At 59.2% G+C, this 25,113-nt stretch carries 31 protein-coding genes; 29 read left to right on the forward strand and 2 right to left on the reverse strand.

The window, feature by feature from the left end:
• Position 1 precedes the first annotated feature (1 nt).
• The 13 genes from CXF97_RS13335 to CXF97_RS13395 all read left to right on the forward strand — a co-directional run bounded on the left by CXF97_RS13335 (position 2) and on the right by CXF97_RS13395 (position 9,966).
• On the forward strand, positions 2-1,489 hold the full coding sequence (locus CXF97_RS13335) for a terminase (protein ID WP_101158906.1): 1,488 nt from the start codon (positions 2-4) through the stop codon (positions 1,487-1,489).
• An 11-nt stretch (positions 1,490-1,500) separates the two neighbouring features.
• Positions 1,501-2,964, forward strand: coding sequence for a DUF4055 domain-containing protein (locus tag CXF97_RS13340; RefSeq protein WP_101158909.1), 1,464 nt, complete (start codon positions 1,501-1,503; stop codon positions 2,962-2,964).
• Positions 2,957-4,000, forward strand: coding sequence for a minor capsid protein (locus CXF97_RS13345; RefSeq protein ID WP_101158911.1), 1,044 nt, complete (start codon positions 2,957-2,959; stop codon positions 3,998-4,000). Before CXF97_RS13340 ends, CXF97_RS13345 begins: the two co-directional genes overlap by 8 nt.
• A gap of 83 nt (positions 4,001-4,083) precedes the next feature.
• Positions 4,084-4,779, forward strand: coding sequence for a hypothetical protein (locus CXF97_RS13350; RefSeq protein ID WP_101158913.1), 696 nt, complete (start codon positions 4,084-4,086; stop codon positions 4,777-4,779).
• 14 nt (positions 4,780-4,793) lie between these two features.
• Positions 4,794-5,822 (forward strand): coat protein, encoded by a 1,029-nt coding sequence (locus CXF97_RS13355; RefSeq protein ID WP_101158915.1) that lies wholly within the window; start codon positions 4,794-4,796, stop codon positions 5,820-5,822.
• Positions 5,823-5,877: 55 nt separating this feature from the next.
• Entirely contained in the window at positions 5,878-6,423 is a 546-nt protein-coding gene (locus tag CXF97_RS13360; protein WP_101158917.1) for a hypothetical protein, read from the forward strand.
• Positions 6,424-6,463: 40 nt separating this feature from the next.
• The gene (locus CXF97_RS13365; RefSeq protein ID WP_101158918.1) at positions 6,464-6,853 is read left to right on the forward strand and encodes a protein singed; all 390 of its coding nucleotides are present in this window, start codon (positions 6,464-6,466) and stop codon (positions 6,851-6,853) included.
• A 3-nt stretch (positions 6,854-6,856) separates the two neighbouring features.
• Positions 6,857-7,216: a hypothetical protein gene (locus CXF97_RS13370; RefSeq protein WP_101158920.1), complete on the forward strand. Its 360-nt coding sequence runs from the start codon at positions 6,857-6,859 to the stop codon at positions 7,214-7,216.
• Positions 7,216-7,791 (forward strand): hypothetical protein, encoded by a 576-nt coding sequence (locus CXF97_RS13375; RefSeq protein ID WP_101158922.1) that lies wholly within the window; start codon positions 7,216-7,218, stop codon positions 7,789-7,791. The genes CXF97_RS13370 and CXF97_RS13375 overlap by 1 nt, the downstream gene beginning before the upstream one ends.
• Positions 7,788-8,183 (forward strand): phage tail terminator-like protein, encoded by a 396-nt coding sequence (locus tag CXF97_RS13380; RefSeq protein WP_101158924.1) that lies wholly within the window; start codon positions 7,788-7,790, stop codon positions 8,181-8,183. The genes CXF97_RS13375 and CXF97_RS13380 overlap by 4 nt, the downstream gene beginning before the upstream one ends.
• A 63-nt stretch (positions 8,184-8,246) precedes the next feature.
• On the forward strand, positions 8,247-9,167 hold the full coding sequence (locus CXF97_RS13385) for a phage tail tube protein (protein WP_178081185.1): 921 nt from the start codon (positions 8,247-8,249) through the stop codon (positions 9,165-9,167).
• 71 nt (positions 9,168-9,238) lie between these two features.
• Complete coding sequence (locus CXF97_RS13390; RefSeq protein ID WP_101158925.1) at positions 9,239-9,724, forward strand: hypothetical protein; 486 nt, start codon at positions 9,239-9,241, stop codon at positions 9,722-9,724.
• A 2-nt stretch (positions 9,725-9,726) separates the two neighbouring features.
• Complete coding sequence (locus CXF97_RS13395; protein WP_101158926.1) at positions 9,727-9,966, forward strand: hypothetical protein; 240 nt, start codon at positions 9,727-9,729, stop codon at positions 9,964-9,966.
• Positions 9,967-9,988: 22 nt separating this feature from the next.
• On the opposite strand, the gene CXF97_RS13400 is transcribed toward CXF97_RS13395, so the two are convergent.
• Positions 9,989-10,384, reverse strand: coding sequence for an Arc family DNA-binding protein (locus CXF97_RS13400; RefSeq protein WP_101158927.1), 396 nt, complete (start codon positions 10,382-10,384; stop codon positions 9,989-9,991).
• A 121-nt stretch (positions 10,385-10,505) separates the two neighbouring features.
• Here CXF97_RS13400 and CXF97_RS13405 point away from each other — a divergent pair, with 121 nt between their 5' ends.
• The 16 genes from CXF97_RS13405 to CXF97_RS13480 all read left to right on the forward strand — a co-directional run bounded on the left by CXF97_RS13405 (position 10,506) and on the right by CXF97_RS13480 (position 23,772).
• A complete protein-coding gene (locus CXF97_RS13405) occupies positions 10,506-10,661 on the forward strand; it encodes an Arc family DNA-binding protein (RefSeq protein WP_101158928.1) in 156 nt (51 codons plus the stop codon).
• 2 nt (positions 10,662-10,663) lie between these two features.
• Positions 10,664-11,602, forward strand: coding sequence for a phage antirepressor N-terminal domain-containing protein (locus CXF97_RS13410; RefSeq protein WP_256589817.1), 939 nt, complete (start codon positions 10,664-10,666; stop codon positions 11,600-11,602).
• A gap of 106 nt (positions 11,603-11,708) precedes the next feature.
• Positions 11,709-12,263 carry a zinc ribbon domain-containing protein gene (locus CXF97_RS13415; protein WP_157830887.1) on the forward strand — a complete coding sequence of 185 codons (555 nt, stop codon included), beginning with the start codon at positions 11,709-11,711 and terminating at the stop codon, positions 12,261-12,263.
• Between the two features lie 59 nt (positions 12,264-12,322).
• Positions 12,323-15,223: a phage tail tape measure protein gene (locus CXF97_RS13420; RefSeq protein ID WP_101158930.1), complete on the forward strand. Its 2,901-nt coding sequence runs from the start codon at positions 12,323-12,325 to the stop codon at positions 15,221-15,223.
• Positions 15,220-15,519 carry a hypothetical protein gene (locus CXF97_RS13425; protein WP_101158931.1) on the forward strand — a complete coding sequence of 100 codons (300 nt, stop codon included), beginning with the start codon at positions 15,220-15,222 and terminating at the stop codon, positions 15,517-15,519. Before CXF97_RS13420 ends, CXF97_RS13425 begins: the two co-directional genes overlap by 4 nt.
• A gap of 30 nt (positions 15,520-15,549) precedes the next feature.
• Complete coding sequence (locus tag CXF97_RS13430; protein ID WP_101158932.1) at positions 15,550-16,134, forward strand: hypothetical protein; 585 nt, start codon at positions 15,550-15,552, stop codon at positions 16,132-16,134.
• Positions 16,134-16,736, forward strand: a complete 603-nt coding sequence (locus CXF97_RS13435) for a hypothetical protein (protein WP_047297606.1) — start codon at positions 16,134-16,136, stop codon at positions 16,734-16,736. Before CXF97_RS13430 ends, CXF97_RS13435 begins: the two co-directional genes overlap by 1 nt.
• Positions 16,737-16,738: 2 nt before the next feature.
• Positions 16,739-17,137 carry a hypothetical protein gene (locus CXF97_RS13440; RefSeq protein ID WP_101158933.1) on the forward strand — a complete coding sequence of 133 codons (399 nt, stop codon included), beginning with the start codon at positions 16,739-16,741 and terminating at the stop codon, positions 17,135-17,137.
• Positions 17,134-20,178, forward strand: coding sequence for a phage tail protein (locus CXF97_RS13445; protein WP_101158934.1), 3,045 nt, complete (start codon positions 17,134-17,136; stop codon positions 20,176-20,178). The genes CXF97_RS13440 and CXF97_RS13445 overlap by 4 nt, the downstream gene beginning before the upstream one ends.
• 51 nt (positions 20,179-20,229) lie before the next feature.
• Positions 20,230-20,538, forward strand: a complete 309-nt coding sequence (locus tag CXF97_RS13450) for a hypothetical protein (protein WP_256589818.1) — start codon at positions 20,230-20,232, stop codon at positions 20,536-20,538.
• A 242-nt stretch (positions 20,539-20,780) separates the two neighbouring features.
• Positions 20,781-21,197 (forward strand): hypothetical protein, encoded by a 417-nt coding sequence (locus CXF97_RS28475; protein WP_256589819.1) that lies wholly within the window; start codon positions 20,781-20,783, stop codon positions 21,195-21,197.
• Between the two features lie 24 nt (positions 21,198-21,221).
• A complete protein-coding gene (locus tag CXF97_RS28480) occupies positions 21,222-22,175 on the forward strand; it encodes a phage tail protein (RefSeq protein ID WP_256589820.1) in 954 nt (317 codons plus the stop codon).
• Positions 22,175-22,504 carry a hypothetical protein gene (locus CXF97_RS13465; protein WP_101158940.1) on the forward strand — a complete coding sequence of 110 codons (330 nt, stop codon included), beginning with the start codon at positions 22,175-22,177 and terminating at the stop codon, positions 22,502-22,504. Before CXF97_RS28480 ends, CXF97_RS13465 begins: the two co-directional genes overlap by 1 nt.
• A 32-nt stretch (positions 22,505-22,536) precedes the next feature.
• On the forward strand, positions 22,537-22,866 hold the full coding sequence (locus tag CXF97_RS13470; RefSeq protein ID WP_101158951.1) for a phage tail protein: 330 nt from the start codon (positions 22,537-22,539) through the stop codon (positions 22,864-22,866).
• Between the two features lie 59 nt (positions 22,867-22,925).
• Positions 22,926-23,348 carry a cell wall hydrolase gene (locus CXF97_RS13475; RefSeq protein WP_101158942.1) on the forward strand — a complete coding sequence of 141 codons (423 nt, stop codon included), beginning with the start codon at positions 22,926-22,928 and terminating at the stop codon, positions 23,346-23,348.
• Between the two features lie 79 nt (positions 23,349-23,427).
• Entirely contained in the window at positions 23,428-23,772 is a 345-nt protein-coding gene (locus CXF97_RS13480) for a LexA family transcriptional regulator (protein ID WP_101158944.1), read from the forward strand.
• Here CXF97_RS13480 and CXF97_RS13485 read toward each other — a convergent pair.
• Entirely contained in the window at positions 23,769-24,947 is a 1,179-nt protein-coding gene (locus CXF97_RS13485) for a tyrosine-type recombinase/integrase (protein ID WP_101158946.1), read from the reverse strand. The genes CXF97_RS13480 and CXF97_RS13485 overlap by 4 nt on opposite strands.
• Positions 24,948-25,113: the final 166 nt, after the last annotated feature.

Genomic DNA, 25,113 nt, shown 5'->3' on the forward strand with positions numbered 1-25,113 from the left:
CATGAAGCCCGAGCACATGAAGCTGCTCCGGGATAAGCGTTGGCGGTTGAACAATCTCTACTTCATCACCGACAAGCAGGGCAAGAAAGTCCGCTTCCGGATGACGGACGAGCAGATTGAATACTTCGATGGGATGCATACCCGCAACATCATCCTGAAGGCTCGGCAGCTCGGCTTCACTACTGAGTGCTGCATCATCCAGCTCGACGCCGCTCTATTCGAGTCGGCGAAGTGCGCGCTGATCGCTCACACCCTGAACGACGCCAAGCGCCTGTTCCGGGAGAAGGTCAAATATGCCTACGACAACCTGCCTAAAGAGATACGCGCCGCCAATCCTGCTTCTAACGATGCTGCTGGTGAGCTTGTGTTCAGCAAAGGCGGATCGCTCTACGTGTCCACGTCCTTCCGGGGCGGGACTCTACGGTATCTGCACGTATCCGAGTTCGGGAAGATCTGCGCCAAGTTTCCCCACAAGGCCAGAGAGATCGTCACCGGCGCCTTCGAGGCTGTCGCCACCGATTGCTTCGTCACGATTGAATCGACGGCGGAGGGGCGGGCGGGCTACTTCTTCGAGTACTCGCAGAGCGCAGAGAAGCAGCTGCTGTCCGGTACGCCGCTGGGCAAGCTGGACTGGAAGTTCTTCTTTTTCAGTTGGTGGAAGAACAAGGCCTACTGGCTCGATCCTGCCGAAGCGGTCATCCCGCAGCGCCTGACCGACTACTTCAACGAGCTGTTCGCCAAGCACGGCATCGACACCAACCCCGGCCAGCGCGCCTGGTACGCCGCCAAGGAGAAGACCCTCGGCGACGACATGAAGCGGGAATACCCATCGATTCCGGCCGAAGCATTCCAGCAGTCGATCGAGGGCGCCTACTACGCCCAGCAGTTCACAAAGCTGTATGCCGCTCAGCGCATCGGCACGCTGCCAGACAACAGTCACCTGCCGGTGATGACCTTCTGGGACATCGGCGTCGGCGATTCCACGGCCATCTGGTTTGTGCGTCAGGTCGGCAACGAGTACCACGTCATCGACTTCTACCAGAACAGCGGGGAAGGCCTGCGGCATTACATGAAGGTGCTCAAGGACAAGGGTTACACCTACTCCGAACACTGGGGGCCGCACGACATCGACAACCGCGAGTTCGGTAGCGATGCCAAGACCCGCCGGGAAATGGCGCGCGAAGGCTACGAGATCGACGGCCAGCACTACCGCATGACGTTCCAGGTCGTGCCGAAGATCGGCGTCGACGACGGCATTGATCAGGCACGGGAAATCCTCGGGCTCTGCGCCTTTGACGAGGCGAAGTGCGAAGAGGGCATCACCGCGCTGGAGAACTACCGCAAAGAGTGGGACGACAAGAAGGGCTGCTGGAAAGACAAGCCGCTTCATGACTGGGCGTCTCACCCTGCTGACGCCTTCCGCTACTTCGCTGTCGCCAAGACCAAGCGCGTCACCATGACCCACATTCCTGTCACGTTCACCTTCTGAGGCTATATGCAATGCCCAACTACAGCGCCATCAGGCAGGAGTACAGCGATGCCTTGCCCGGTTGGCAGCTGGTCAAGCGTTGCGTAGCCGGGCCGCGAGAGGTTCGCAAGTACAACGAATATCTGCCCATGCCTGACCCGCTCAATCAGTCGCCCGAGAACATCGCGCGCTATGAGCAGCTCAAAAAGCGGGCAATGTTCCTCAACTTCACCGGTCGCACGCGTACCGGCCTGCTGGGAGCGGTTTTCCGCAAGACGGCGGAAATCGAACTGCCTCCGGCCATCGACTACCTTCTCGAAAACGTCAGCGGCGACGGATCCAGCCTTGAGCAACTGTGCAAGGAGGCAACCGGCGAATGCCTCGACACTGGTCGTGGCGGGCTGCTGGTGGACTTTCCAAAGGTGGAGCTGCCAGAGGGTCAGACGTCTCTCACAGTCGCCCAGGCCGCGAATGCGCGTGCCTACGTTCACTTCTATCCGGCCGAGAGCATCGTCAACTGGCGCGAGGATGTGATCGACGGTGTACGCCGGCTGACTCTGGTAGTGCTGCACGAAAAGATCAACGAAGCCACGGCTGACGGGTTCGAGTTCACCGCCAAGGATCAATACCGCGCGCTGATGCTGATCGACGGCAATTACGTTCAGCGTGTGTACACGGAAGACACCCCGGACGGCGTAGAGACGAACCCGACCGACAAGACTGGCAAGTCATTCGATCACATCCCGTTCCACTTCTTCGGCTCCCAGAACAACGACGCCAGCATCGACAAGGCGCCGCTCGAAGACCTGGCCGAGGTGAACATTCTCCATTACGGCAACAGCGCAACGGTGGAAGAGTCTGGCTTCATCAGCTCCCAGCCAAGCCTGTTCATCACCACGGACATTGACCCTACTGAGTTCGTGAAGCTGAACCCGAACGGCATGCATATTGGTTCGCGCCGGGGCCACAACCTCGGCAAGTCCGGGACTGCAATCATGCTGCAGGCCAACGAAACGCAACTGGCCCGCGAGCTGATGAAGGACAAGGAAGATCAGATGCTCATGATCGGCGCTCGTATCGTCCAGCAGGGCGGCGGCGCCGAGACGGCAGAGGCTGTTCGCATCCGGTACAGCTCGGATAACTCGGTGCTGGGCACGATCGCCGGCAACGTGTCCGAGGCTGTGCGGCTTTCCCTGTTCGATGCCCAGCGCTTCATGATGGATGCGATCGACGAGACCGGGACGGTCTTCTGGCTCAATCAGGAATTCTTCGATCAGGTCATGGATGCTCAGTCGATCCTGGCTCAGATGCAGCTCTGGCAACAGGGCATCATCGCCAAGAAGGACTTGCGCACTAACCTGCGTCAGGCGGGCGTGCTGGAGTCTGATCGCACGGATGACGACATCGACGAAGATCGCGAGGGCGAGGCGCCGGTGCCGGGTAGCGAAGACGACCCGCTGAAACCGAACGAGCCGCCAGAGGTGAAGGATGAGTAGTGAGGGCTATCTGACGGATGCCACCACTCGGCACCAGGTCTACGTCCAGCGATACGCCGGCGGCAACCTGAAGCGGGTGGCGTCATTCATCAGCAAGGCCATCAATACGGCGAAGGCTCGCGTGGCGGCAGGACTGAGCGCCTACGGCACGCGTCGGTATACCTCGCAGATCGAAACGCTCCAAGGCGACTTGCGAGGCATCTACGACGACATGAAGGGCAGAGCTCAGCTCGACCTCGGCGAGTTCGCGGTCTATGAGGCTGAGTTCAACGGCAAGATGCTGGGCAAGGTCATTAAGGCCGTTGTGCAGTTCAACGTGCCATCAGCTGAGATGGTGAGCGCGGCGGCACTGGCTGACCCGATGTTGCTGGAGGCTCGCAAGGGTGTGCAGCGGATCAGCATCAGCGGTGCGCTTGACCAGTTCGGCACGAAGAAGGCAGCCGAGATCATCGGCGAGATTCAAATCGGCTCCAGCCTGGGCGAGACCAGCCAGCAGATCGGTCGGCGTCTTACCAGCATCCACCAGTTGCATCAGGATCAGGCTTCATCGCTCGTTCGCACCATGACCAACCATGTCGCCAGCACGGCGCGCATGGAAACGCTCAAGGCCAACGACGACATCCTGCAGGGCTGGCGCTGGATCTCCACGCTCGACAGCAAGACCAGCGCCATGTGTCAGGCGAGGGATCAGCACATCTACGGATGGGACGACCCCAAGCCACCCGGCCACTGGAATTGCAGGTCAGGCGCGCTGCCAGTGCTGAAAGATCAGTTTGCCCGCGAGATTCCCGGTTCTACCCGGCCCTCAATCGGCCCTGACGGCGTCACGCTGGTCTCCAGCAAGACGAGCTATCAGGAGTGGCTTTCGCGCCAGCCTGCTGCGTTCCAGCGAGATATCCTTGGCCCGAACCGCTACGCGCTCTTCACCAAGGGCGAGCTGACGCTGGAGAAGTTCGTGGATGACAACGGCAAGACGCTGACCCTTCAACAGCTGAAAGACCTTGAGCCGCTGGCTTTCGAGCGAGCAGGGCTCTGACAAAGAACCACACAAACGACCGGCCTTGAGCCGGTTTTTTTATGCCTGAGGCTGAGCCAACGGCAAATCATCCGGGGGATGACATGAAGTACAAGATCAGCAAGGCGGAATACGAAGCGCTCGATGCGGCCATGCAGGCGCTCTACAAGGCGATGGGCGATGACTTCGTTCTCTTCGTTGAGGGCTTGCCTACGGGCAGCGATGACCTCGAAGGCTTGCGCAACCAAGTGCAAACGCTACTCACCGAGAAGAAGGAAGAAAAGCGCAAGCGCGACGCAGCCGAAGCGGAGCAGCGACGCCTGCAAGAAGAATCGCAGCGAGCGAACGGCGAATACGAGCAGCTGTACACCAGCTCTCAGCAAGCCCTTGAGCAAGAGCGTACGCGCTTGGCCGAACTGACCGCAAACATTGAGCGACGCGACCTGACGTCGGCAGCCTCGAAGGTCTCCAGCAGCATCGCCGACGGCGAAAACGCCGAGATCCTCGCCGAGTTCGTCCAGCGCCGCCTGAAGATCGTAGAAGGCCAGGTCAAGGTCACGGACGCCTCCGGCAACCTGACCATCGCCAGTCTCGAAGACCTGGCAAAAGAATTCCAGCAAGCGCCGCGCTACGCATCACTGGTGCGCGGCACGCAAGCGAACGGCGGCGGGGCTGCCGGGGGTAAGGGTGGCGGGGCCACCAAAACGTGGGACCAAATGACCGGCATGGAGCGCGTAGAGCTTCGCCGAACCAACCCCGCCGAGCACGCGCGCATGAAAGCCGCTGCTGAGGCCAAGTAAAAGGAAATTCAGCAATGCCAACCATTCTCTCGGACGTCGTGTTCCGCGATGAGCTGCGCGACTACATCACCGTCAACACCGTTGAGCGCACCGCGTTCTTCCAGTCGGGCATCCTGACCACCAACTCGGATATGACCACTCTGCTGGCCAGCCCGTCGAACACCTTCACCATTCCGTGGTGGGTTGACCTGGACGCGTCCATCGAGTCGAACTACTCGAACGACGTGTATACCGATATCGCGGTACCGCTGTCGGTCACCAGTGCTTCCATGCAGGCGCGCGCCGCGTACCTCAACGAAGGCTGGAACTGCATGAACCTGGTGAAAAACATCACCAAGCAAGACCCGCTGGAGTTCGTGGCAGGTCGCCTGATCTCCTACTGGCAGCGCGTGGCCCAGCGCCGCACGATTGCCACCGCAGTGGGCATCTACAACGACAACATCGCCTCCAATGGCGGCGACATGGTCGTAGACGCCGGCGGCATCATCAATCCGGCGGCAGTGATCCGCGCCAAGGGCACGATGGGCGACTACTCCGGCCAGTTGGGCGGCCTGAGCGTCATCGCCATGCACTCGGCGGTTCATACCGAGCTGTCGATCCAGAACCAGATCGACTTCGCGCCGGTTGCGGATCAGACCCCAGAGTTCGGTCGCTTCCAAGGTATGCCGGTCGTTCTGGACGACGGTCTGCCTGTGATCGGCACCGGCCCAACCGCCAAGTACCTGTCGATCATCTTCGGCCCGGGCGCTATCGGCTACGCCGAGCAGCAGCCGGAAGGCGAGGATGGCCTGGAATACGACCGCACGCCTGATCGCGGTAACGGTGGTGGCGCTGAAACCCTGTGGACTCGTCGCAACTTCGTTGTGCATCCGCTGGGCTTCTCGTTCACCAGCGCCACCATCACCGGTACCCCGACCACCACTCGCCCGATCTCGGCGAACTGGGCGGACCTGGCGCTGGCCACCAACTGGGAGCGCAAGTTCGCTCGCAAGCAGGTGCCTATGGCGTTCATCACCTCCCTCGTTACTGCGCCAACGCCGTAACCGAGCGCGCGGCGGGTGAGTTGCCCGCCGCGCAGCACTGATCCAGGAGAAACCCATGACCGTTAAAAAAGACAACCAAATCGACCCGAACATCAAAGCTCGCTGGGGCTTCTCGGGTGATGAAGGCGAGATCACCGTCGGCCCGCAGACCGTGGGTGAAACTGGTGGCGTCGATCACGCGCGATCGCGCATCGAAGAAGGTGGTGGCCGTAACAGTGGCGGCGGTGCTGAGCCGTCCCGCGAGGCTCTGCAGCTCGACGCAGTAAATACGCTGGCCGCCGGCCTTGAAGCAGGCGTACTGAATCCTGTTGAAGGCGAAGGCCCAGCGATGCGCCTGTATCAGGCCCTGTCCGGCATTCAGTCGGGCATGCAGAACCTGGCGGATGCTCGCGATGCTGCTGTGAGTAAGTCGGAAGAGCTGCAGAAGCAGGTCGATGACTTGCTGGCGCAGGCAGAGAAAGACCGCTTGGCGGCCGCGACCGACCCGCTCGACGAGCTGACCGTCGTGCAGATCAAGGAACAGCTCGACGCCAAGGGCGTGACCTACAAGGTCAACGACTCGAAGCCTGAGCTGCTCGCACTGCTGAAGGCCAACCAGTAATACCCGGGGCTTCGGCCCCATTCATTCAAGCGGAGGCCTGATGGCTACCTACATCACCGTGGCGGACGTTGACGCCGAACTCGAGCCTTCTTGGGCTCCAGATGACAAGAAAGCCCGGGCGGTGTTGCAGGCAAATGCCTATCTGGCCTCGCTCAACCTGGTCGGTGTCGATATGGACGCCATTCCCGAAGGGGTGAAGCAGGCCGGCGCCGAGCTAGCGGTTGTCGCCTCCGAGGGCAAGCTGTACCAACAGCAGACCGAGGGGTCGCTGGAAGCCAAGACGGTGAAGGCCGGATCGGTGACCACAAGCAAGACGTTCGCCTCGATCGACACCAGCAAATCCACCGCGCTTCCCGATGGCGTACAGTTCGCGCTGGGGCTGCTCGCGCCATGGCGTGCCAGCGGCTTCAGCTTCAACGTGTACAGGTGACCCATGGGCATACGTGAAGAGATCCAAACGGATCTGGCCGAGGCCTTTGACACTGATCTGGCGGACGCAGTGAAGCCATTCAGCGGTGGCGTGACGCTGCCGGGAACGTGGGATCCGGTCACTGAGGTGGCGGGCGACCCTGTTGTCATCGCCTACACCGGCCGAGGTGTGTTCGACGCCTTCAAGATTGCTCAGGTCGACGGTGTGAACATCCGCGCCACCGACCTGCTGCTGATCGCGCTGACTAACGAAACGATCGGCGGTGTTCCGGACATCGGCCACAAGATCAACGATTTCGACGTGGTCAACGTCCAGACCGACCCGGTCGGCGCCCACTACGAGATCCAGCTGAGGAAAGTCTGATGACGAACAAGGCGGGCTGGAGCCATAGCCTCACGGACTTCGCTGATCAGGCTGGCGAGGACATCACCCAGATGGCGCGCGTCATCGCGACTGCCATGCTTACGGAGGTGGTGAACCGTTCTCCGGTCGGCAACCCCGACCTGTGGCAGGCCAACGTGGCGCTGCGCACAAAGAACGTAGCGCTGGCAGATGCCTATGACGCGAACGTCGACGCACGTAACGCGGCGCGCACCGGTGGCCGAGCATTCAAGAAGCTGACCAAGCGCGAGCGCGAGGAGAACTACTTCGTCAAAGCGCAGGCAGCGGGGAAGGGCTACATCGGAGGCACGTTCCGAGGCAGCCACCTAGTATCGATCGGTGCGCCCGACATGACCGTGACCGACAACATCGACCCGTCCGGCCGCGAAACGATCAGCAAGGGAAGCATGCTCATCAAGGCATCGGGCCAGTTTCCCGTCATCTACATCCAAACGAACAGTCCCTACGGCGAGGCGCTGGAACTGGGGCATTCCACGCAGGCGCCCGGCGGGGTTTATGACCTCGCGTTCATCGGCGTATCCGAGGCCTACAAATGACCTTCGAGCAGATCAGAGCGCTCATCACCGGCCGCATGGTGGCCTTCACCGGCATAGACCAGGCGCGGATCGATTACCCGAACCAGCCGGAAGTGTTCACGCCACCGGCGACCGGCCTCTGGTGCCGGCTGAATATTCAATACGCCTCGGCCTTCATGGCTGGGATGGCCGACCGGCCGCACACGCGCAAGCCCGGGCAAATCAGCATTCAGTGCTTCGCCCGCGAGCGAACCGGAACCAAAGCAATCAACGAACTGGCCGACGCGCTCGAAGCGCACTTCGCCTACTGGATGTCCGGCGACCTTGAGTGCATGGAAGCCAGCCAGGTGGTCGCAGGCGAGTTTGAGGGCTTCTACCAAATCAACGTCAACATCCGGTTTCGCGCCGGCTGACAGCAAAGCAACCGCCACGCCCGCGCCTGCGGGTTTTTTTATGCCCGCGAATAGGAGGCTCCAATGAGCTCTGGCGCAAAAGTTGTAAGCCACATCATTGCGGAGGTGACGCCCGGCGTTACTCCCACCGGTACCTGGGACACGCTGCGCCTCACCGGCAACGCGCTGACCCCGACCGTCAATACCGAAGTCAGCGACGAAATCACAGACACCCGCCTGAGCCAAGGCTCGGTGGCCACCAGCATCGATATCGGGGGCGATCTGACGGCCGAGTTCTCGTTCGGCTCGTTCGACCAACTGCTCGAAGCCGCCTTCTACGGCGTGTGGACGGCTGACGTGCTCCGCGTAGGCGATACCCGCCACACCTTCAGCATCGCCAAGGGCTACAACGACGTCGGCGTGTATGGCGTGTTCAAGGGCGCGCACGTCTCGACCTTCGCGCTCGACATTCCGTCGGAAGGTAAGGTGACCGCCACGTTCAACATGGCGTGCCTGGACTACACCGACGGCGACACCCCGATTGTCGTTTCGCCGAATGCGCCGACCACCACGCCATTTCTGTCGAACAACAACGTCGGCACGATCCTTGTGAACGGCCAGTCGCTGGAAGGCGTTGCCTGCGTCTCGGCCATGACCGTGAACCTCGACAACAGCCTGCAAACTCAGCGCTGCCTGGGCTCCGATCGTCTGGGGCCGGGCGCGCACATCGCCACCGAGGCGGCGGTCACCGGCAGCATCACGCTGGCCTGGTCGAAGCGAGCGTGGGAGATCTGGAAGAACACCTTCACGCGGACGCCGATCGCAGTTGTGTTCCCGATCACCGACTCGCTGGGCAACAAATACACGTTCAACTTCCCAGCAGTGGAAGTGGACGGTGAGCTGCCGAACGGTGGCAAGCGCGACCTGATCGAGGTCACGCTGAACTACACCGTCGCCAAGCTCAGCCCGACCATCACCCGCGACGCGGCTGATCCAACCCCGTAAACCATTTGGCTCCCTCGGTTTAAACGCCGGCCGGGGGAGCCCTTTTATTGGCGTGGCGTTGAGGAAGTGAAATGGCTCTGCAACTAGGCAAGAAGAAGCCGGCGATCGCCGGTGAGCGCTGGGCGAAGTTCGACGACGACACCAAAATCCTGCTGGCCAGCATCGACAACCCTGAATATCAAGTCGCCCTTGAGCGGATGCGGCGCCGGATCCAGCGCAATGACGCGCGGTTTGAAGAGGGCCAGGTGGGCGTGGTCGTCGGCGAAATGACCGAGCACCAGAACCACGCAATGCTGCTCAGCCACTTCATCGTGAAGGACTGGGAAGGCGTGCTGGATGCCGACGGCAATCCGATCAAATACAGCCCGGCAGTGGCTGCTGAGTTGCTCGAAAACAACATCGAGTTCTTCATCTTCGTGCTGCGCGAAGGCGCGCTGGCCGCTAACGATGCTGCCGAGGAGCGAGCTGAGTCGGTGGGAAAGCGCTTGCCCGCTTCGAGTGGGAGCAAGAGTGGGGCGGCGAAAGCGAAAAGCGCCGGGCGGTCTACTCGCGCCTGAAGATGGCTATCCCCGGCGAGCCAGAGAATGACCCGCTCACCGCCTACCTGCTCAACCTGTACCGGAACGTCTCTCGCGGCCGCCGGTACATCGCCGGCATGGCCGGGGCGTTCCCGCTGCCGCTCTCGGCGCGGGAGATTTCCGACTGGCTGGAATCCCACCCTTCGCCGCTGCCGCGCGATGAGATCGATGATGTGATGTTTGCGCTCGATGCGGTGTGCCTGGCCAGCGCCGACGAGTGATCTGCGGCCCTCTTCAAGAGGGTCACTCCTTGGGGAGTCTCTTGCGGGGCTTGGGGCCTTTTGGTGATGCGGATCCGTCCTGCCATGCATCCAGAGCCTTCAACATGGCATCCATTACCGCCTCATTCAGATCCTTTTTTGTGACGGGGCTGTCTTGGTCAAGAGATGCCAGCAACTTTTCTTTCGAAACACCCCGAGTGACAGGAATGGGCTCTGCAGACGGGATATAGAAAGAGTGTTCAGGATTTAATCGATCCCTGTCACTGATACCCATTTCGTCCGTATCTCCGACGCTGCGTTCAAGCCGAGCAACGATTTCAGCGGTAAGAGAGCGCCTGTTCAGCTTGGCGAGCGCTTCAAGCTCATCCTTTAGGGATGCAGGCATACGAAAATTGACCTGAAGGTCTGCACGGCTCATTTGGTTGGCGCCTTTCACTAAAAGTAAAACGAGTAAAAGGATGAAGCACTTTGCTATAGACGGCAATAAAGCAAAGTGCTTTAATCCAAACCAAGCAAAGTGCTATACAAGGAGTGAGCTGATGAGCAGGAAAGATCCGCAGTTCAATTTGAGGTTGCCGGAGGAGGTAAAGGAGTGGGTAGAGCAGAGTGCGAAGGAGAATTGCCGGTCCCAGACCGCCGAGATTGTTTTCTGGCTGACGGCGGCGAAGAAGCGGCAAGAGCAAACAGCAGCTTGAAAATGAAGAAGCCCCAGTGCGGGAACACTGAGGCTTCGGAAAACGAGATCAACTTCGAGGAAGAAATCGTCATGTCGAATATTAGCACAGCGGTATCGAATGTCATCCCGTTCCGTTCAGCCAGTCTGTTGCTGGTTGAGAAGGGTGGCGAGCCATTCGTACCGATGAAACCGGTCGTTGAAGGCATGGGCCTGGCATGGCAAGCCCAGCACGCCAAACTCACATCGGGACGATTCAATTCAGTTATCACGATGATCGTGACAACTGGTGTCGACGGCAAGCAGTACGAAATGTCATGTCTTCCGTTGCGCAAGCTGCCGGGCTGGTTGATGTCGATTCATGCAAGCAAGGTCCGGCCTGAGTTGCGCGAATGCGTGATCGCTTTTCAGAACGAGTGCGATGACGTCCTGTGGCTGCATTGGAACAAGATCCATGCGCCTGTCGAGTTGGCAGCGAACACCAATTACACCTTGATTGGAACAACCATCGGCTCCGATGGCTTTCACTGCCTGTCTGCTGTGATCGATGGGAAGATCAGCCGGCTCGATAAGCGCGCCAAACAAAGCGCGCGCATGCACATCTGGTCGCAGGTACACAAAGCTTTCAGCGTCGTGCGCGGGGAAGACATTCCCGCTGAAAAACTTGAATCAGCGATGAATTTCGTTGCTGCATATGCCATCGAAGGCCAGTATCTGCCAAAACCAGCAGAGCCGTATTTCGATGTCGGCCAGGATGGCCGCTATATGCTCAGCTTCAATCACAAAGGTGAGCAGCAGATCACGCGGATTCCTGATGACGCTTATGTGTTGTCGAGCCGGGAATTTTTGAAGGGCATCGCGCACATCCCTGGCGACATCCCGATTTCTACTGACGACCTTTTCGAGTTCGCCCTCGCGGCGCTGAGCAACCTGCGCCTGAGGTCTAAGCACAGAGCAGCCTGACAAAACTTTCACCCATCACCCTGCATCAGCGGGGTTTTGGTGCTTCCTGCGGATGGTGGTAGATTGCTGCCATTACTCAGGGAGAGCGCTTATGAGGGGATTTGGTTTGTTGATCGTTGCGGTTGGGATCATCGTCATGATTGCCGCGACAACAATGGATGTTTCTGTTCCGTCCGGACTTGGCCGTGTTAACAACCTGGGGTTGATGGCCGACCGGCAGAACTACACCTTGATCGGTGGAGTTATTCTGATTGCCGGCTTATTGATGGTGATCTTCGGCCGCAGAACCCAAGCTGCTCCTGAGTCAACATTCGATACTAGGCCTTGCCCACTCTGCGCAGAGAACATCAAAAATGCCGCGGTTAAATGCAAGCACTGCGGTGGCGATGTTGGTAAAGCATCCTCTCAAGCAATGTCCGCGCTGCGATTCGGCTGGGTTGCGAGGGTAATCTGCGCCAGCGAGGAAGAGCGGATAATGGTTTCTGACGCCATTGCCGGGGCTGGATTCCCGGTTGTCGAAATGCTCAAAGTTGGCGGCGTCGGAGCCGGCGCATTCGAAAGCAAATCTGAAGCCGAAAAAGCCGCGGACGCTATTGAACAGCGGCTGGGATATTCGACTACCGTGATGTTCCGCGACAAAATCAGCGGAGACTACAGCTGATTACATTTCAGATTATTTTAGCCCGCCATTGAGCGGGTTTTTTTCGCCCGGAGAAACCTATGGCTCAGACCTCACGGCTGGTCTTGGAAATCGATAGCAGAGACGCTGAGCAAAAGGCTGCTGACACCCGCAAGGCGCTTGAAGAGCTGGAGTCCTTGGGGATTCCTACTCAGCGCTCGATGGCTAAAGTCGGAGCGGGGCTCAGTGAGTCCGGCAAAAGCGCTGATGGTGCGCGAAAGTCTTACGGTTACTACCGGGAGGAAGTTGAACAGCTTTTAGGCAGGCTCGATCCTTTGCGAAAGAAACAGCAGGAGCTTGCGAGAAGTCAGGCGGAACTCGCAGCAGCTTTCAAGCGAGGAGATATCGGGGACGCTGGGTATAAAGAGTTTTCCAGCATTATTCGAGATCAGTCGACTGCAATTACGGCTCAGCGTGCTGCGCTCGGTAGCCTTAATGGTGACCTCGGTAAGACTGGGATGACGGCGAAAGCGACTGCCGCAGCATTGCGTGGTGTGCCGGCGCAATTCACCGACATCGCGGTCTCATTGCAAGCAGGGCAGGCTCCGCTTACCGTCTTGCTGCAACAAGGCGGTCAACTCAAAGATATGTTCGGTGGCATCGGTCCTGCCGCAAAGGCCTTGGGCGGTTATGTTGCTGGCTTGGTCAATCCATTTACGATTGCGGGTGCGGCTATCGCAGCTTTTGCTCTCGCTGCCTACAAAGGCTACGAACAGGCCGAGCAGTACCGAAAGGCTCTTGTCATCACCGGGGACGCGGCCGGGCGAACAGCGGATGATCTGATCGCTCTCTCTAACAGCCTCGCAAAGGGTCGTAATTTCACTGAGGCTACGCAGGCTGTGCTGGCGCTGGCCGGCAGCGGCAGATTGGTTGGTGATGCGTTTACGGAGGTCGCCAGAGCTTCGACGGAGCTTTCCGTAGCCACCGGCAAGAACGCCGGCGAAATTGCTGATCAGCTGTCGCGAACAAAAGGAAGCGTCACCGATCTCGCTGCGGAGTACAGCGACAAATATGGCGTAATCACTCAAGCAGTTTACGAACAGATACGATCGCTGGAACAGCAGGGCAACCGAATGGAGGCCATCAAGGTATTGGCCGGCGCGGTGGCTGACGAGATGGGCGCCCGAAACAGGGAAATGGTTGAGTCAACGAGGGGCCTGGCAAAAGCTTGGGATGACGTAAAGACCAGCGTTTCCTCTGCATGGAACGAACTGAAAACCGGTCTTTCCGCTAGCCCAGAGCTGTTCAAGTTGCAGCATCTTCAGAGTCAGTTGGAAAGCGCGCGGGAAATTGGCGACAAGGCCTTGATCACCGGGCTGGAGAAGCAGGTAGAGCTCGCCCAAAAAGCGGTTGATGCGCAGGTTCAGCGCACGGAAGCGGCATCTCATGAGCTTCAGGAGCGAAGGACAACAATTTCGGCCGATGAGAAATGGTTCTCCATTACCAACAAGAACATGTCGGAGCAGAAAAAGCTCGCTCTGGAGATCGCCGAGGCGAGAAAGGTTGGCCTAGAGGCGGGAAAATCTCAGGCTGAAATCGACAAGGAGGTCGCTGCCATTCAGGCGCGTTTCGACAAAAGCCAGCCGAAGCCGAAGGCAGTGACTGAGGATGCTGGTCAGCGGATGCTCGACGAGGCAAGGCAGCGCTACGCAGTTCTACAGCAGCAAAACGCGCTCATAGGCAGCCAAGCCGACGGCACAAAATCACTCGGCACCGAAGCCAAAAAGCTGCTCGAGCTGGAACAGCAAATCGCCGACCTCAAAGATAAGAAAACGCTCACTGCTGCACAGAAGCAGATCCTCGCCATGGCGGACCTCAATCTGGCGCAGCAGAAGCAAAACGCTTCACTGGAAAAGCAGACTGAGCTGTTGGCCACTGCTGCGGAGCAGCGACAAAAGCTCGCAGCGTTTCAGGAAAACCTGCAATCGCAGCTGAAGACCGCCCAGACCGGTTTGGACAACGATTTGGCAGGCCTCGGCATGGGCGATCAGCAGCGTCAGCGGTTGAAGGAGCAGCTGAGCATCCAGCAGTCGTACCAGTCACAGATGGATCGGCTGACCTACGACTACAACAAGAGCGACAGGTCTGCCGGCAAGACCGATCTGTACAACCAGCAGACCGAAGCCCTGCGTTCGGCGCTGCAAACCCGTCTCGCCATGCAGCAGCAGTACTACACGGATGTGGACAAGGCCCAATCGGACTGGGCGCTCGGCGCTTCGTCGGCATTTCAGACCTATTCGGAGCAGGCGCGCGATGTGGCCGGCCAGACCCGCAACCTGTTCACCAACGCCTTCAGCAACATGGAAGACGGCATTATCCAGTTCGTGAAGACCGGCAAGCTGTCGTTCAAAGATCTGGCGGACGGCATCATCGCCGACCTGATCCGCATCCAGGTGCGGCAGGCGGCGGTCGGCATCTTTGGCACAATCTTCAGCGGGCTGACCGCCGGTGGCGCTGCTGCCGGCAACGGCCTCGCGGCCGGATCGGCGGGCGCAACGTCTTCCACGCTCGGCGCATCTGCCGCTGGCTACGGCTCGAAGTTCGGTTTCTCTGACGGCGGCTATACCGGCGACGGCGGCAAGTTCGAACCGAAGGGCGTGGTGCACGGCGGCGAGTTCGTGGTCCGCAAGGAAGCAGTGAACCAGCCAGGTGCACGGGAATTCCTCGAGCGCATGAACGCGAACACCAAGGGCTATGCTGGTGGTGGGTATGTGGGCGGCGCGTCCACGTCCAGGTCGGCTACGACATCGGCAACGATGAGCCTGCCTGCCATTGAGCAGCACTTTCATTTCCAGGGAAATCCTGACGAAAACACTGCTCAATTGCTCAAACAGGCTGCAGATGACGGCGCGAATCGCGGCATGAGGGGTGGCTACGAAATGGTGCTGCGTGACCTCAAACAGAACGGACCAGCAATGCAACTGATTAGGAGAAATCGATGAAAATGAGTGAATTGGACGTTGCAGAGCTTATTAGCGTGATCAGCACAGCTATCGCGCCGACGCTGTTCAAAGGCGTAGACGAGAAGGCAGCGCCCCACGTATGGCGCGAGCGTGTACGACTGAACGCTCAAGTCATGGGGCGTATCGCTGCAGTTTTGCACTGCGGCGATGAGGTCGGACCTGATATTCATGAGCTCATAGAGCTTTGCACGCGGCACATGCAGACCGGCTACGAGCAATCATTTTCTGAGGTTCTCGGGCCGGGCGGCTCATTGAGCAAAATCCACAAACTCTAAAAACCCCCCGATTTCCCCAAGGAGTACTGCATGGCTCTCACGTGGCCGGCTTCGCTGCGCCCGTCAGAAATGACGTGGGGCATCGTCAACAACAGCAGGGCGTTCACCTCGACGCTCTCGAATGCCCAGCAGATCGTCGGCTACCCGGGCGCTTACTGGCAGTGCACCTTGACCTTCGGACTACTCACCAGAGCCCAAGAGCGCGAGCTGTCGGCGTTTCTCGGGCGACTGGATGGGATGTTCGGCACCTTCAACTTGCCGGCCTTCACCCGTCGGCGAACCAACAGCGTCGGCGTGCTCTCAGTGGTCACCGGCAATGCTCAGGCGCGGTCGATGGTCATCGGCGGCGCGCCGGCGAACGCCGCTGTGTTCGCTGCTGGGGACTACATCACCATCGCGGGTGAGATGTTCGAGATCACCGATGCGGCATCGGCGAACGCGCAGGGCAGGGTGACGGTGTCGCTCAACAAGCGGATCCGCAGGACGCTCACAGCCGGTACCGCCGTCGAGTACCTCAACCCATATTCCGAAATGCGCATGACCACCGACACCTGGGCGATGTCCGTAAAGCCGGTGATCGCCAACGGCAGCTACCAATTCAGGGAGGCGTTCTGATGCCATCAGCATTCCCGTTCAGCCAGAACGTGGTGAACATCATCGCGACCGGCCGATTCATGCCGGTGTACGCCGTGCAGCTCGACTTCGTCGACGGCATGGTCTTCGCGCACACCGGTACCGGCGATCTGGTAATCGACGGCATTACCTACCTCGGCGTGGGCAATTTCGGCCAGGTGAGCCAGTCGCAGGAGAGCGACAACTCCGGGTCGCCAATGTCGGTCGAGCTGACACTCAGCGGCCTGGATGCCTACATCCTTTCCGAAACCAACGTCCGGGGCTGCCGTGGGCGGATGGCCAAAGTCATGTTCGTGGTGTTCGACGAAGCCGGTAACTACGCGGCGGACATCCTGTTCTCCGGCCGGATGGACGCGGCAAAGTTCTCTTTTGCCGGCAATGGTGAGGACGGCAATAGCATCACTGTCCCGGTCATCGATCGCATGGCTGAGTGGAGCCGCACCGGTACCGAGCGATTCACCGACGAAAACCACCGCGCGCGCCATCAGGGTGACCGGTTTTTCTACGCCATCGCCCAAATGTCCGAGTGGCCCATTTACTGGGGCTCGAAGAAGGACGCTCCGACATTCACCTATGGAAGCTAGCCATGCGCTACCGAGACTGGACAACCCGTCTGAACGAAACGATCAAGGCCGCCCAAGAGCGGCCTTTTTCATGGGGTGAATTTGACTGCTGCCTGTTCGCTGCCGACTGCACGGCCTCGGTGTGTGGCGTCGACCCGGCGGAGAACTACCGGGGCAAGTACACGACGGAAACCGGTGCCAAACGGCAGCTGAAGAAGCAGCACGGCAGCCTTGAGGCGGCTTGGGATACCCACTTTGCCCGCGTGCCACTGCCATTCATCCAGCGCGGTGACGTCGTGCTGTACGACGCGCCCGGCGGCCGAAGCATGGCCGTGTTCTGGGCTGGAGATTACTGGGCGGCGACCGATGACGGCGCCGCCCGGATTGAGTGCGAGCCACTGGCCGCGTGGAGAATTGAATGAGCGGCGGCGTTAAAAAACTCGGTGCGGTTGTGGTCGGGGCCGTAGCAGGATTTCTGCAGACCGGTAACCCATGGGGCGCGGTCGCGGGCGCGGCGCTTGCCTTTTACGCAGCCGAGCAGCAAGAAAAGCTCAACACCAAGTCACCCCTGCGCGACAACGAGCCGTCTGCCCAGACCGTGCGGTCCTCAAAAGCCCCGGTGCGCTTCATCCTTGGGCGCGTTTCCACCGGCGGCGTCCTGGTATGGGCGCAGGAGCAGACCGGCGCTCAGGGTGAGGGTGAATGGCTCCACCTGGTATACGTGCTGTGCGAGGGGGCGATCGATGCCCTCGAAAACATCTACCTCGGCGAGGAAGAGATCGGCGCATTCGGACCGCTGGCCAGCTACGAGCTGGTAGTCAATCCGACTCAAGTGAACGCGTTCCTGAAGGCCAACTGCCCCGACTGGAAAGACTCGCAGATCGGTCGCGGCCTGTCCTACGTGCGGGTTTCCTTGCGTTACAGCGCGGAGAAGTTTCCATCGGGTATCCCCGACACGCGTTTTGTGGTTCGCGGGCGGAATGATATCTACGATCCGCGCACCGGGGCGGCGGGTTACAGCGCAAACACTGCGCTGCATCTGCTCTGGTTCCTGCGCAACCGCTGCAACGTGCCGGACGATGAAATCGTCTTCGAGACCTTCGCCAGCGCTGCCAACGTCTGCGACGAAGGCGTAACCAATGCCGACGGCTCGACGAGCCAGCGGTATCGCACCGGCTGCGTTATCGGCGCGGACGAGCAGCGCACCGGCGTTCTGCAGAAGCTGGAAGCAGCGTCGGGCGGCCATCTGATTCGTGTTGGTGGCCGCTGGATGTTCCAGGCTGGCGCCTATTACGGTCCGTACGACTTCGAGATCACCGAGGACATGGTGATCGGCACCGTCACCGGCAGCACTGAGCCAACCAATGACACAGCAATCAACACCGTGCGCGGCACGTTCATCGATCCGGAACAGTCCTGGACCGAGACGGATTACCCGGAAGTCAGCGTAGCCGAATGGATCGTTGAGGACGGAGGTGAGGCGGCGGAGACGCTGACCTATTCCTATGTCACCGATCCCTATCAGGCTCAGCGCCTGGCGAACATGGAACTGCGCCGGCGCCGCGCTGGTGGCGCTATCAGCATCCCGATGAACTTCGCCGGATACAACTGCCGGCCGGGCCGCGTGGTGCGGGTAAATCTCCCGTCGCTGAACATCCTTGGCGAGTTCATCGTCTCCGACTGGTCGATGGGCGATCGTGAGGGCTGCACGGTTCAGGTAAAGCAGTACGAGCCTGCCATCTTCGATGACGCCGTCGGTCAGCCTTACAACCCGATTGGCTTCATCAATCTGCCATCCGGCGGACTGGGCACGCCAACGAATCTCGCGTGGACGCAGGACACCACGGCTGAGGTGACGCAGGGTGTTCTGTCGTGGACGCCTCCTGCTGGCGTGGTCAAGGAGTACATCGTCATCGTCCGACAGGGCACTACCGCAATTCAGTCGCATAACGTTCCTGCGACGTCGACGGAGTGCGCCATCAATGGACTGCCGTCCGGCAACTACACCATGAGCGTGGCGGCCGCCGGCCCCATGGCGCGTTCAGGTGAGGTGACGATCACCGTCAGCATCAACGGCCCGCCGATTCCGGAAAGCTGTGTTGTGCAGTCGTCGATCGACAACATTGTGCTGATTCCGAGCAACTCTCAGAACGGACTGAACGGCGGCACGTACGAATACTTCTTCAGCACTTCGCCGACTGCGACCTCGAATGACGCCGAGTACTTGGGTCAGGGGCTTTCTTTTACGCACACTGGGCTGGGGTTCTGGAAGAACTACTACTATTTCGTCCGCTCCTCCAATGCGTACGGGAAAAGCTCGTTTCTCTACGTGCCTGCTCAGACCTCGAACGATGTCTCCGCATACCTGGCCGCTCTTGGTGGGAAAATCACGAAGACGGAGCTGGGGCAGGAGCTCGCTGATGAAATCGACAAGATTCCCGGCCTCCAGGATCAAATCGACGCGCTCGATGGCCTCTCAGCTTACAAGCCTGACCAGATTTATGAGGCCGGGCAAATGGTGGTCGAAGATGGGCGCATCTACCAAGCGACCGAGCAGGTGCCGATCAACACCCCACCGCCGAATGCTGACTACTGGCTGGATGTCGGCCAGTCGATCGAAACGGCAAACGGCCTTGCCCAGCAGGTGGCGACCAATACCACCGAGATCATCGAACTCGACGGAGAGGTTACTGCGCAAGCGACAGCCTTCGAAGCCCTTCGCGCCTCATACCGCGACGAGGACGGCGCTGGCGATCTCGCGGACGCGATCAAAAGCCACACCAGCACTGCGGCCATCGCTTCCGAATCGAAGGTTCGAGCCTCCGAGAACGAGGCAATGGCAAGGCGTATAACGACCTTCGACGCAAAAATCGGAGCGAACGCGGCGAACATTACCGAGCTCGAGCAGGTTGTTGTTACAAACCAGCAGGCAACAGCTCAGCAGTTGACCCAACTGAGCACAACGGTCGGCAATCAAGAGGCGGCGATTGAGCAGAACACGTCAATCGTCAATGACGTGAACGGCAAAATCACCACAAGCTGGTCGGTGAAGATGCAATACAACTCAGGGACAGGTCAGTACATCGCAGCCGGCATCGGCCTCGGCATCGAGAACACCGGCGCCGGGCTGCAAAGTCAGTTCCTAGTCAGCGCTGACCGGTTCGCCATCGTCAACACCATCGCCGGCGGCGCGATCTCGGTTCCGTTTGCAGTGCAGGGTGGTCAGGTGTTCATGAACTCGGCGTTCATCATGGACGGCTCGATCACCAACGCGAAGATCGGCAACTACATCAGCTCTTCTAACTACATCGCCGGCCAGCAAGGCTGGATCCTGAACAAAGACGGCACGCTCGAAATAAACGGCATCGTTCCAGGGCAGGGACGCCTGGTGATCAACTCACTGAACGTCTCGGTCTACGACGCCAACAACGTGCTTCGTGTTCGTCTCGGCTATCTGGGGTAATCAATGGCGCTATTTGGACTGCGTGTCTTTAACGAGAGCGGTCAGCTCGCTATGGACACCAACAGCTTCACCTATCAGGTGATCTGGCAGGGCGTGATTGACTTCAGCGGGACTGTGCCCAGTTACACACTGAACATCCCTGGCTTCAATCCTGCTACTTGCGTATTCATGATCATCCCGACGAGAGCACAGGACGTGCAGCCAGCCGAAGGAGACGGCGCTGCGAACCAGAAATCATACCCATTCGTTACGACGTCAGCTGGGCAGGTTGTTGTTCTGCCCAAAAACCCGTCTTCCAGTGCCGGTACGATTCAATCGCGGGTCGTCGCAAAGGCGTACGCGATCAGGTATTCGACATGAGCTATGGATTCCAGAGCATTAATGACAATGCTTTCGTGCAAATCGACTCGGAGGCTCCACGGCTTTGCATGCTGACGCGAGGATCATACTCAGGGACGGCCAATGCCACGGCAACGTTCTCCCGAGCAATAACGAGCCAAGATCCGCCGCTTGTTTTCATACGGCCTGATCAGACGGGAGTAATTCAGGTTCCATATACAGTCTGGTTCACCGGAGGCCCGGGCAATTGGACGGGGTTTTCAATGAACGCCTCCAAGGTCAACGAATCGTTGAGCGGGCAGTACTTCGTAGCAGCTTGGACTTCTATGGGCACTGCTGCATATGGGCTTCGCCTATGGGACCCAAGCGGCGCGCTTTGCTACGACAGCGGAGCCCCGGCGGTCATCGTGACCTTTGCAGCAGGGGACTGGACATACATCGGGACAGAGCAGCTGAGCGTGGGCCGTCGCTATATCTGGGCGATCAATAAAGCGCTTGGAGCTGGCGAGTATGTTTCTCTCAACCCTTTCACCATGAGCTGTCATAGCGAAGGTTCGGGAGGCAGTTGCGCGCTCGGCGTCGACTACGCCAACGGGCGAATCATGATGTACAGCCTCGCATTCACCGCCTGGACCAATCAGGGCCATCGCCCATTCCTCTGCGCCAAATTGCTGGCCTGACCCTTTCATTTTTGGAGATACACAATGCCCTGGTACAAGACGGGAACGGTCTCTGTCACCCAAAATTCTAATGCCGTGATCGGCACAGGCACTGCTTTCATTGCCAACAGCCGGGTCGGTGATGGTTTTCGCGGGCCGGACGGTCGCTGGTATGAGGTGACCAACATCGCCAGCAACACTGCATTGTCGATCGCTCCGAACTACGAAGGCCCGACAGTGGCTGGCGGTTTTTACTCAATCATGCCGGTGCAGGGCTACCAGAAGGACCTGTCCGACCAGGTGCGCACCATCCTCAATAACTACGGGGAGAAGCTGGCGGCGCTCGGCACCACTGGCAACTACGACATTTTGCCGGCCAGCAAGGGCGGTACCGGAATCGACGATCTTTCAATTTTCATTGAGGGATTGTTGAGTGCTGCCGATGCGAGCGCTGCGCGATCAACCCTTGGCGCGGCCAAATCGGGCGCCAACAGCGACATCAACTCCCTGTCGGCTCTGACCACAGCGCTTTCTGTGGCCCAAGGCGGAACCGGCGGTAAGAATGCTCCTGACGCTCGCACCGGGCTTGGGCTGGGAACTGCTGCTGTAGCGGCAGTGCTTGGCACGGTCTCACAAAACGCCGGCGTTCCTACTGGTGCAATTTTTGAATCCGGCTCGAGCAGCGCCGGGTCATGGGTGAAGTTCGCGTCAGGTCTGATGATCACTGCGCAATATCTTAGCCTCACCCCCGGCTGGTCTGCAGTGGCAGCGAACCGCTTTTCCGGGCCAATAGTCGGCAATATGCCCGCATTGTTTTCCGCCGCACCGCTGCTTTTTGTTCAAGTGCGAGACCCTTCTGCAGCGGGACGTGCAGCATGGTGCCCCTTGGCAGAAGCCACCAATGGCAACACGTTCAGTCTGTTTCTCGCCTCCCCGGCATCGTCGACTGTTACTTCGAGCGTGGCATTCAATATTTTTTCGATTGGGAGATGGTTCTGATGAGGATTGATCTGCAACCCATCCGTAGTGACGCCGAACTGAGCGTTGTCCGCATCGGTGACGCGCTTGTGGTAAACGGCGAGACCTTCGATTTTTCCCCCATTCAAGAGGGCGATACCTTGCCGGCCACGGCGATCAGCTCATCCTGGTTCGCGGGACAGGTTGATCGAAAGAGCGGGGAGCTTGAGATCACAATCTTCCTTCCGCTACCCATCAATTTCAGTCCAGAGCAGGCGTACCCGGAACCTTTACTGAGTGTTCCTGAGGGTGTGGTGAGTTTGCCGCAACCACTGGCGGATCCAGAGCAACCCACGGAGGCAGCCAAGTGAATATCGATTGGAGCAAATTGATCACCAAGGCGATGAAGGATGCTGTTCAGGCTGCCGAAGCGCTGGCGCTGGCAAAAGCTGAGCTCGCCGCGCGCAACAGTACAGCGGTGTCGCAGATTGCCCGCATTCAGGATCGAATCGACACGATCGGATTCGGTATCGAAGTGGGAGAGGCGACGGCTGAGGATGAGGCAGAGCAGGCCGCGTTGCTGGTCACGCTCAAAGCGTGGAAAACCTATAAGTTCGCGCTGGGCAAGGTGACCGTTCAGCCTACCTGGTATCAAGCGCCGGTATGGCCAGCCGAACCACCGATCCCGGAAATCATCGCCGCGCCTTTGCTTAGCGGCCCCGACGCAGCCTGAGCCGCATCGAACACCGAAACCCGCCATCGAGCGGGATTTTTTTTGCCTGGAGAAAAGTGATGCCAGTAACCGAGAAAGACCGAGACATCCTCGCCCACACGATCTGGGGCGAAGCGCGCGGAGAAGGAACGGCCGGCCAGATCGCCGTCGCTTGGACGATCCGCAACCGTGTGTTTGATGGGAGGGAAAAGTCGTGGTGGGGTGAAGGTTACGCGAGCGTGTGCCAAAAGCCGTGGCAGTTCAGCTGCTGGAATAAGACCGACCCGAACTATCAGTTCCTGATCGGCGTGAAGCAGATCCCGTTCCGCGAGCTGGCGCAGTGCCGCATCGCTGCTGACCAGGTGATCGATGGCAAGGTGCCGGACCCTACCGGCGGGGCCACCCACTACTACGCCACCAGCATCAAGGCGCCGGCATGGGCGGCGAAGGCCAAGCAGACACTCCAGCTCGGTCACCACATCTTCTTCAAGGATGTTCCTTGATCAAATGCGGACGAGCAGCTCTTACATAGAAGGCGTATCAGCATAGAATGCTGTCTGCCCATACAGCCCTGAGCCGACCATGAACGCCCCCGACCATCTCGAAATTTCCCTCGATCAATTACTGAACATTCGAGCCCCCGGTACTTACTTGGTGATGTGCGAGGGCGACAGCATGAAAGGCGCCGGCGTTTTCAGCGGCGATTTGCTGGTGGTGGACAAAGGACGAGAGGCAGTTGCCGGTAACATGGTCATAGGCGTAATCAACCAGGAACCAGCAGTGAAGTTCCTCATCTACGTGCATGGCCGGCCTGTCCTGAGGTCGGCCAGCAGTGGCTACCCGGATCGACACATTCTCGAAGGCGACACGTTTGAAGTGTGGGGCGTGGTCACTCACAGTATTCGTGATCACGGGCAATCCGCTTAAGCTCGCTCGGGCGTTACCAGATCAGCCCACTCCTGCATCATTGACCGTCGCTGTTCGAGATAGGAAGCGTGGTTGTAAACGTCACGGATGAAGCTGCTGTCTGCGTGCGCAAGCTGACGCTCGATCCAGTCTCGGTTATAGCCCCTCCCGTTCATCTCGGTTGAAAAGAGATGGCGGAAACCGTGTGGAGACTGCTTTCCGGTCAGGCCGCAGGCATCCAGGACGTTGTTGGCGTAGTTGGTGCCGATCGGCATCGTCGAGTCACTGCGATTGACGAAAACGTAACGAAGGTGGCCCGTGATGGGCAGCATTGCTTTTAAGAGATCGACCGCTTGAGTAGGCAGAGGCACCGAGTGGTCTCTGCGCATTTTCATTTTGGCGGCGGGGGTCGTCCATACGGCAGCATCGAGATCGATCTCCGACCATTCGGCGCGACGGACCTCTCCCGGGCGGGACGCGGTGTAGATCATCAACATGAATGCCGCTCGAAGCTGCTGGCCTGATGATGATTCTTGAACAGCCGCTATCGTTTTCGGCATTTCGCTGAATGGCAGGAAGGGGTGAGGCTTGTGCTGGCCCATGCGCTCAGTGACTGCGTGCATCTCTGCGGTAGGGTTTACGTCGATCAACCCAATTGCAATGGCATAGCTGAAAACCTGGCCTGTTCGCTGACGCACCTTGACGGCAGTGGCCACCGAGCCGCGCTTCTCAATCTTGCGTATCAAGCTGATGACGTCAGCGCGCTTGATGGAGTCGATCTGCCGTGTGCCGAACACCGGCAGTACATCCAGCTCCATCAGGTTGCTGATGATTCGGTATGTCCCAGGCGAAATATTCCCCCTCCTGAATGCCAGCCACTCGTCGTATACGCGACGAAAGGTTCGACCCCCGGCCTCGATCATCTCGGCCTTCTTCTCCCTTCTCGAATTGCGCGGGTCAATCCCGCTGGCAATGTCTTCCCGTGCGGCGTCTCGACGCGCGCGCGCTTCCTTTAGGCCTGTATCCGGGTAAGTCCCGAATGAAATCCGCGCCTGTTTACCAAGCCAAGTGAATCGAAAGTGCCAGCTTTTTATGCCGCTGGTGGCTATATAGAGGGAAAGCCCAAGGGAGTCGGCGATCGTGTATGCCTTGTCCTTCGGCTTGGCCTGCCTGGCCGCAGTGTCCGAGATTGCCACTAGTACATCCTCTGCTTTCTGATCTCAATGTACTGGATGATGTACTAAGTCTTTGCCACTGGGAAGGTATCGCACGGTACAGCTTGGTACGTGAGCATCGTGTAAAGCAGCGCTTTTGTGGGGAGTTGTGAAACGGAGGGGTTTTAGGCGGGAGGCTACCGTGGAA

This window comes from Pseudomonas sp. Choline-02u-1 (genome assembly GCF_002836515.1).
Lineage (GTDB): Bacteria > Pseudomonadota > Gammaproteobacteria > Pseudomonadales > Pseudomonadaceae > Aquipseudomonas.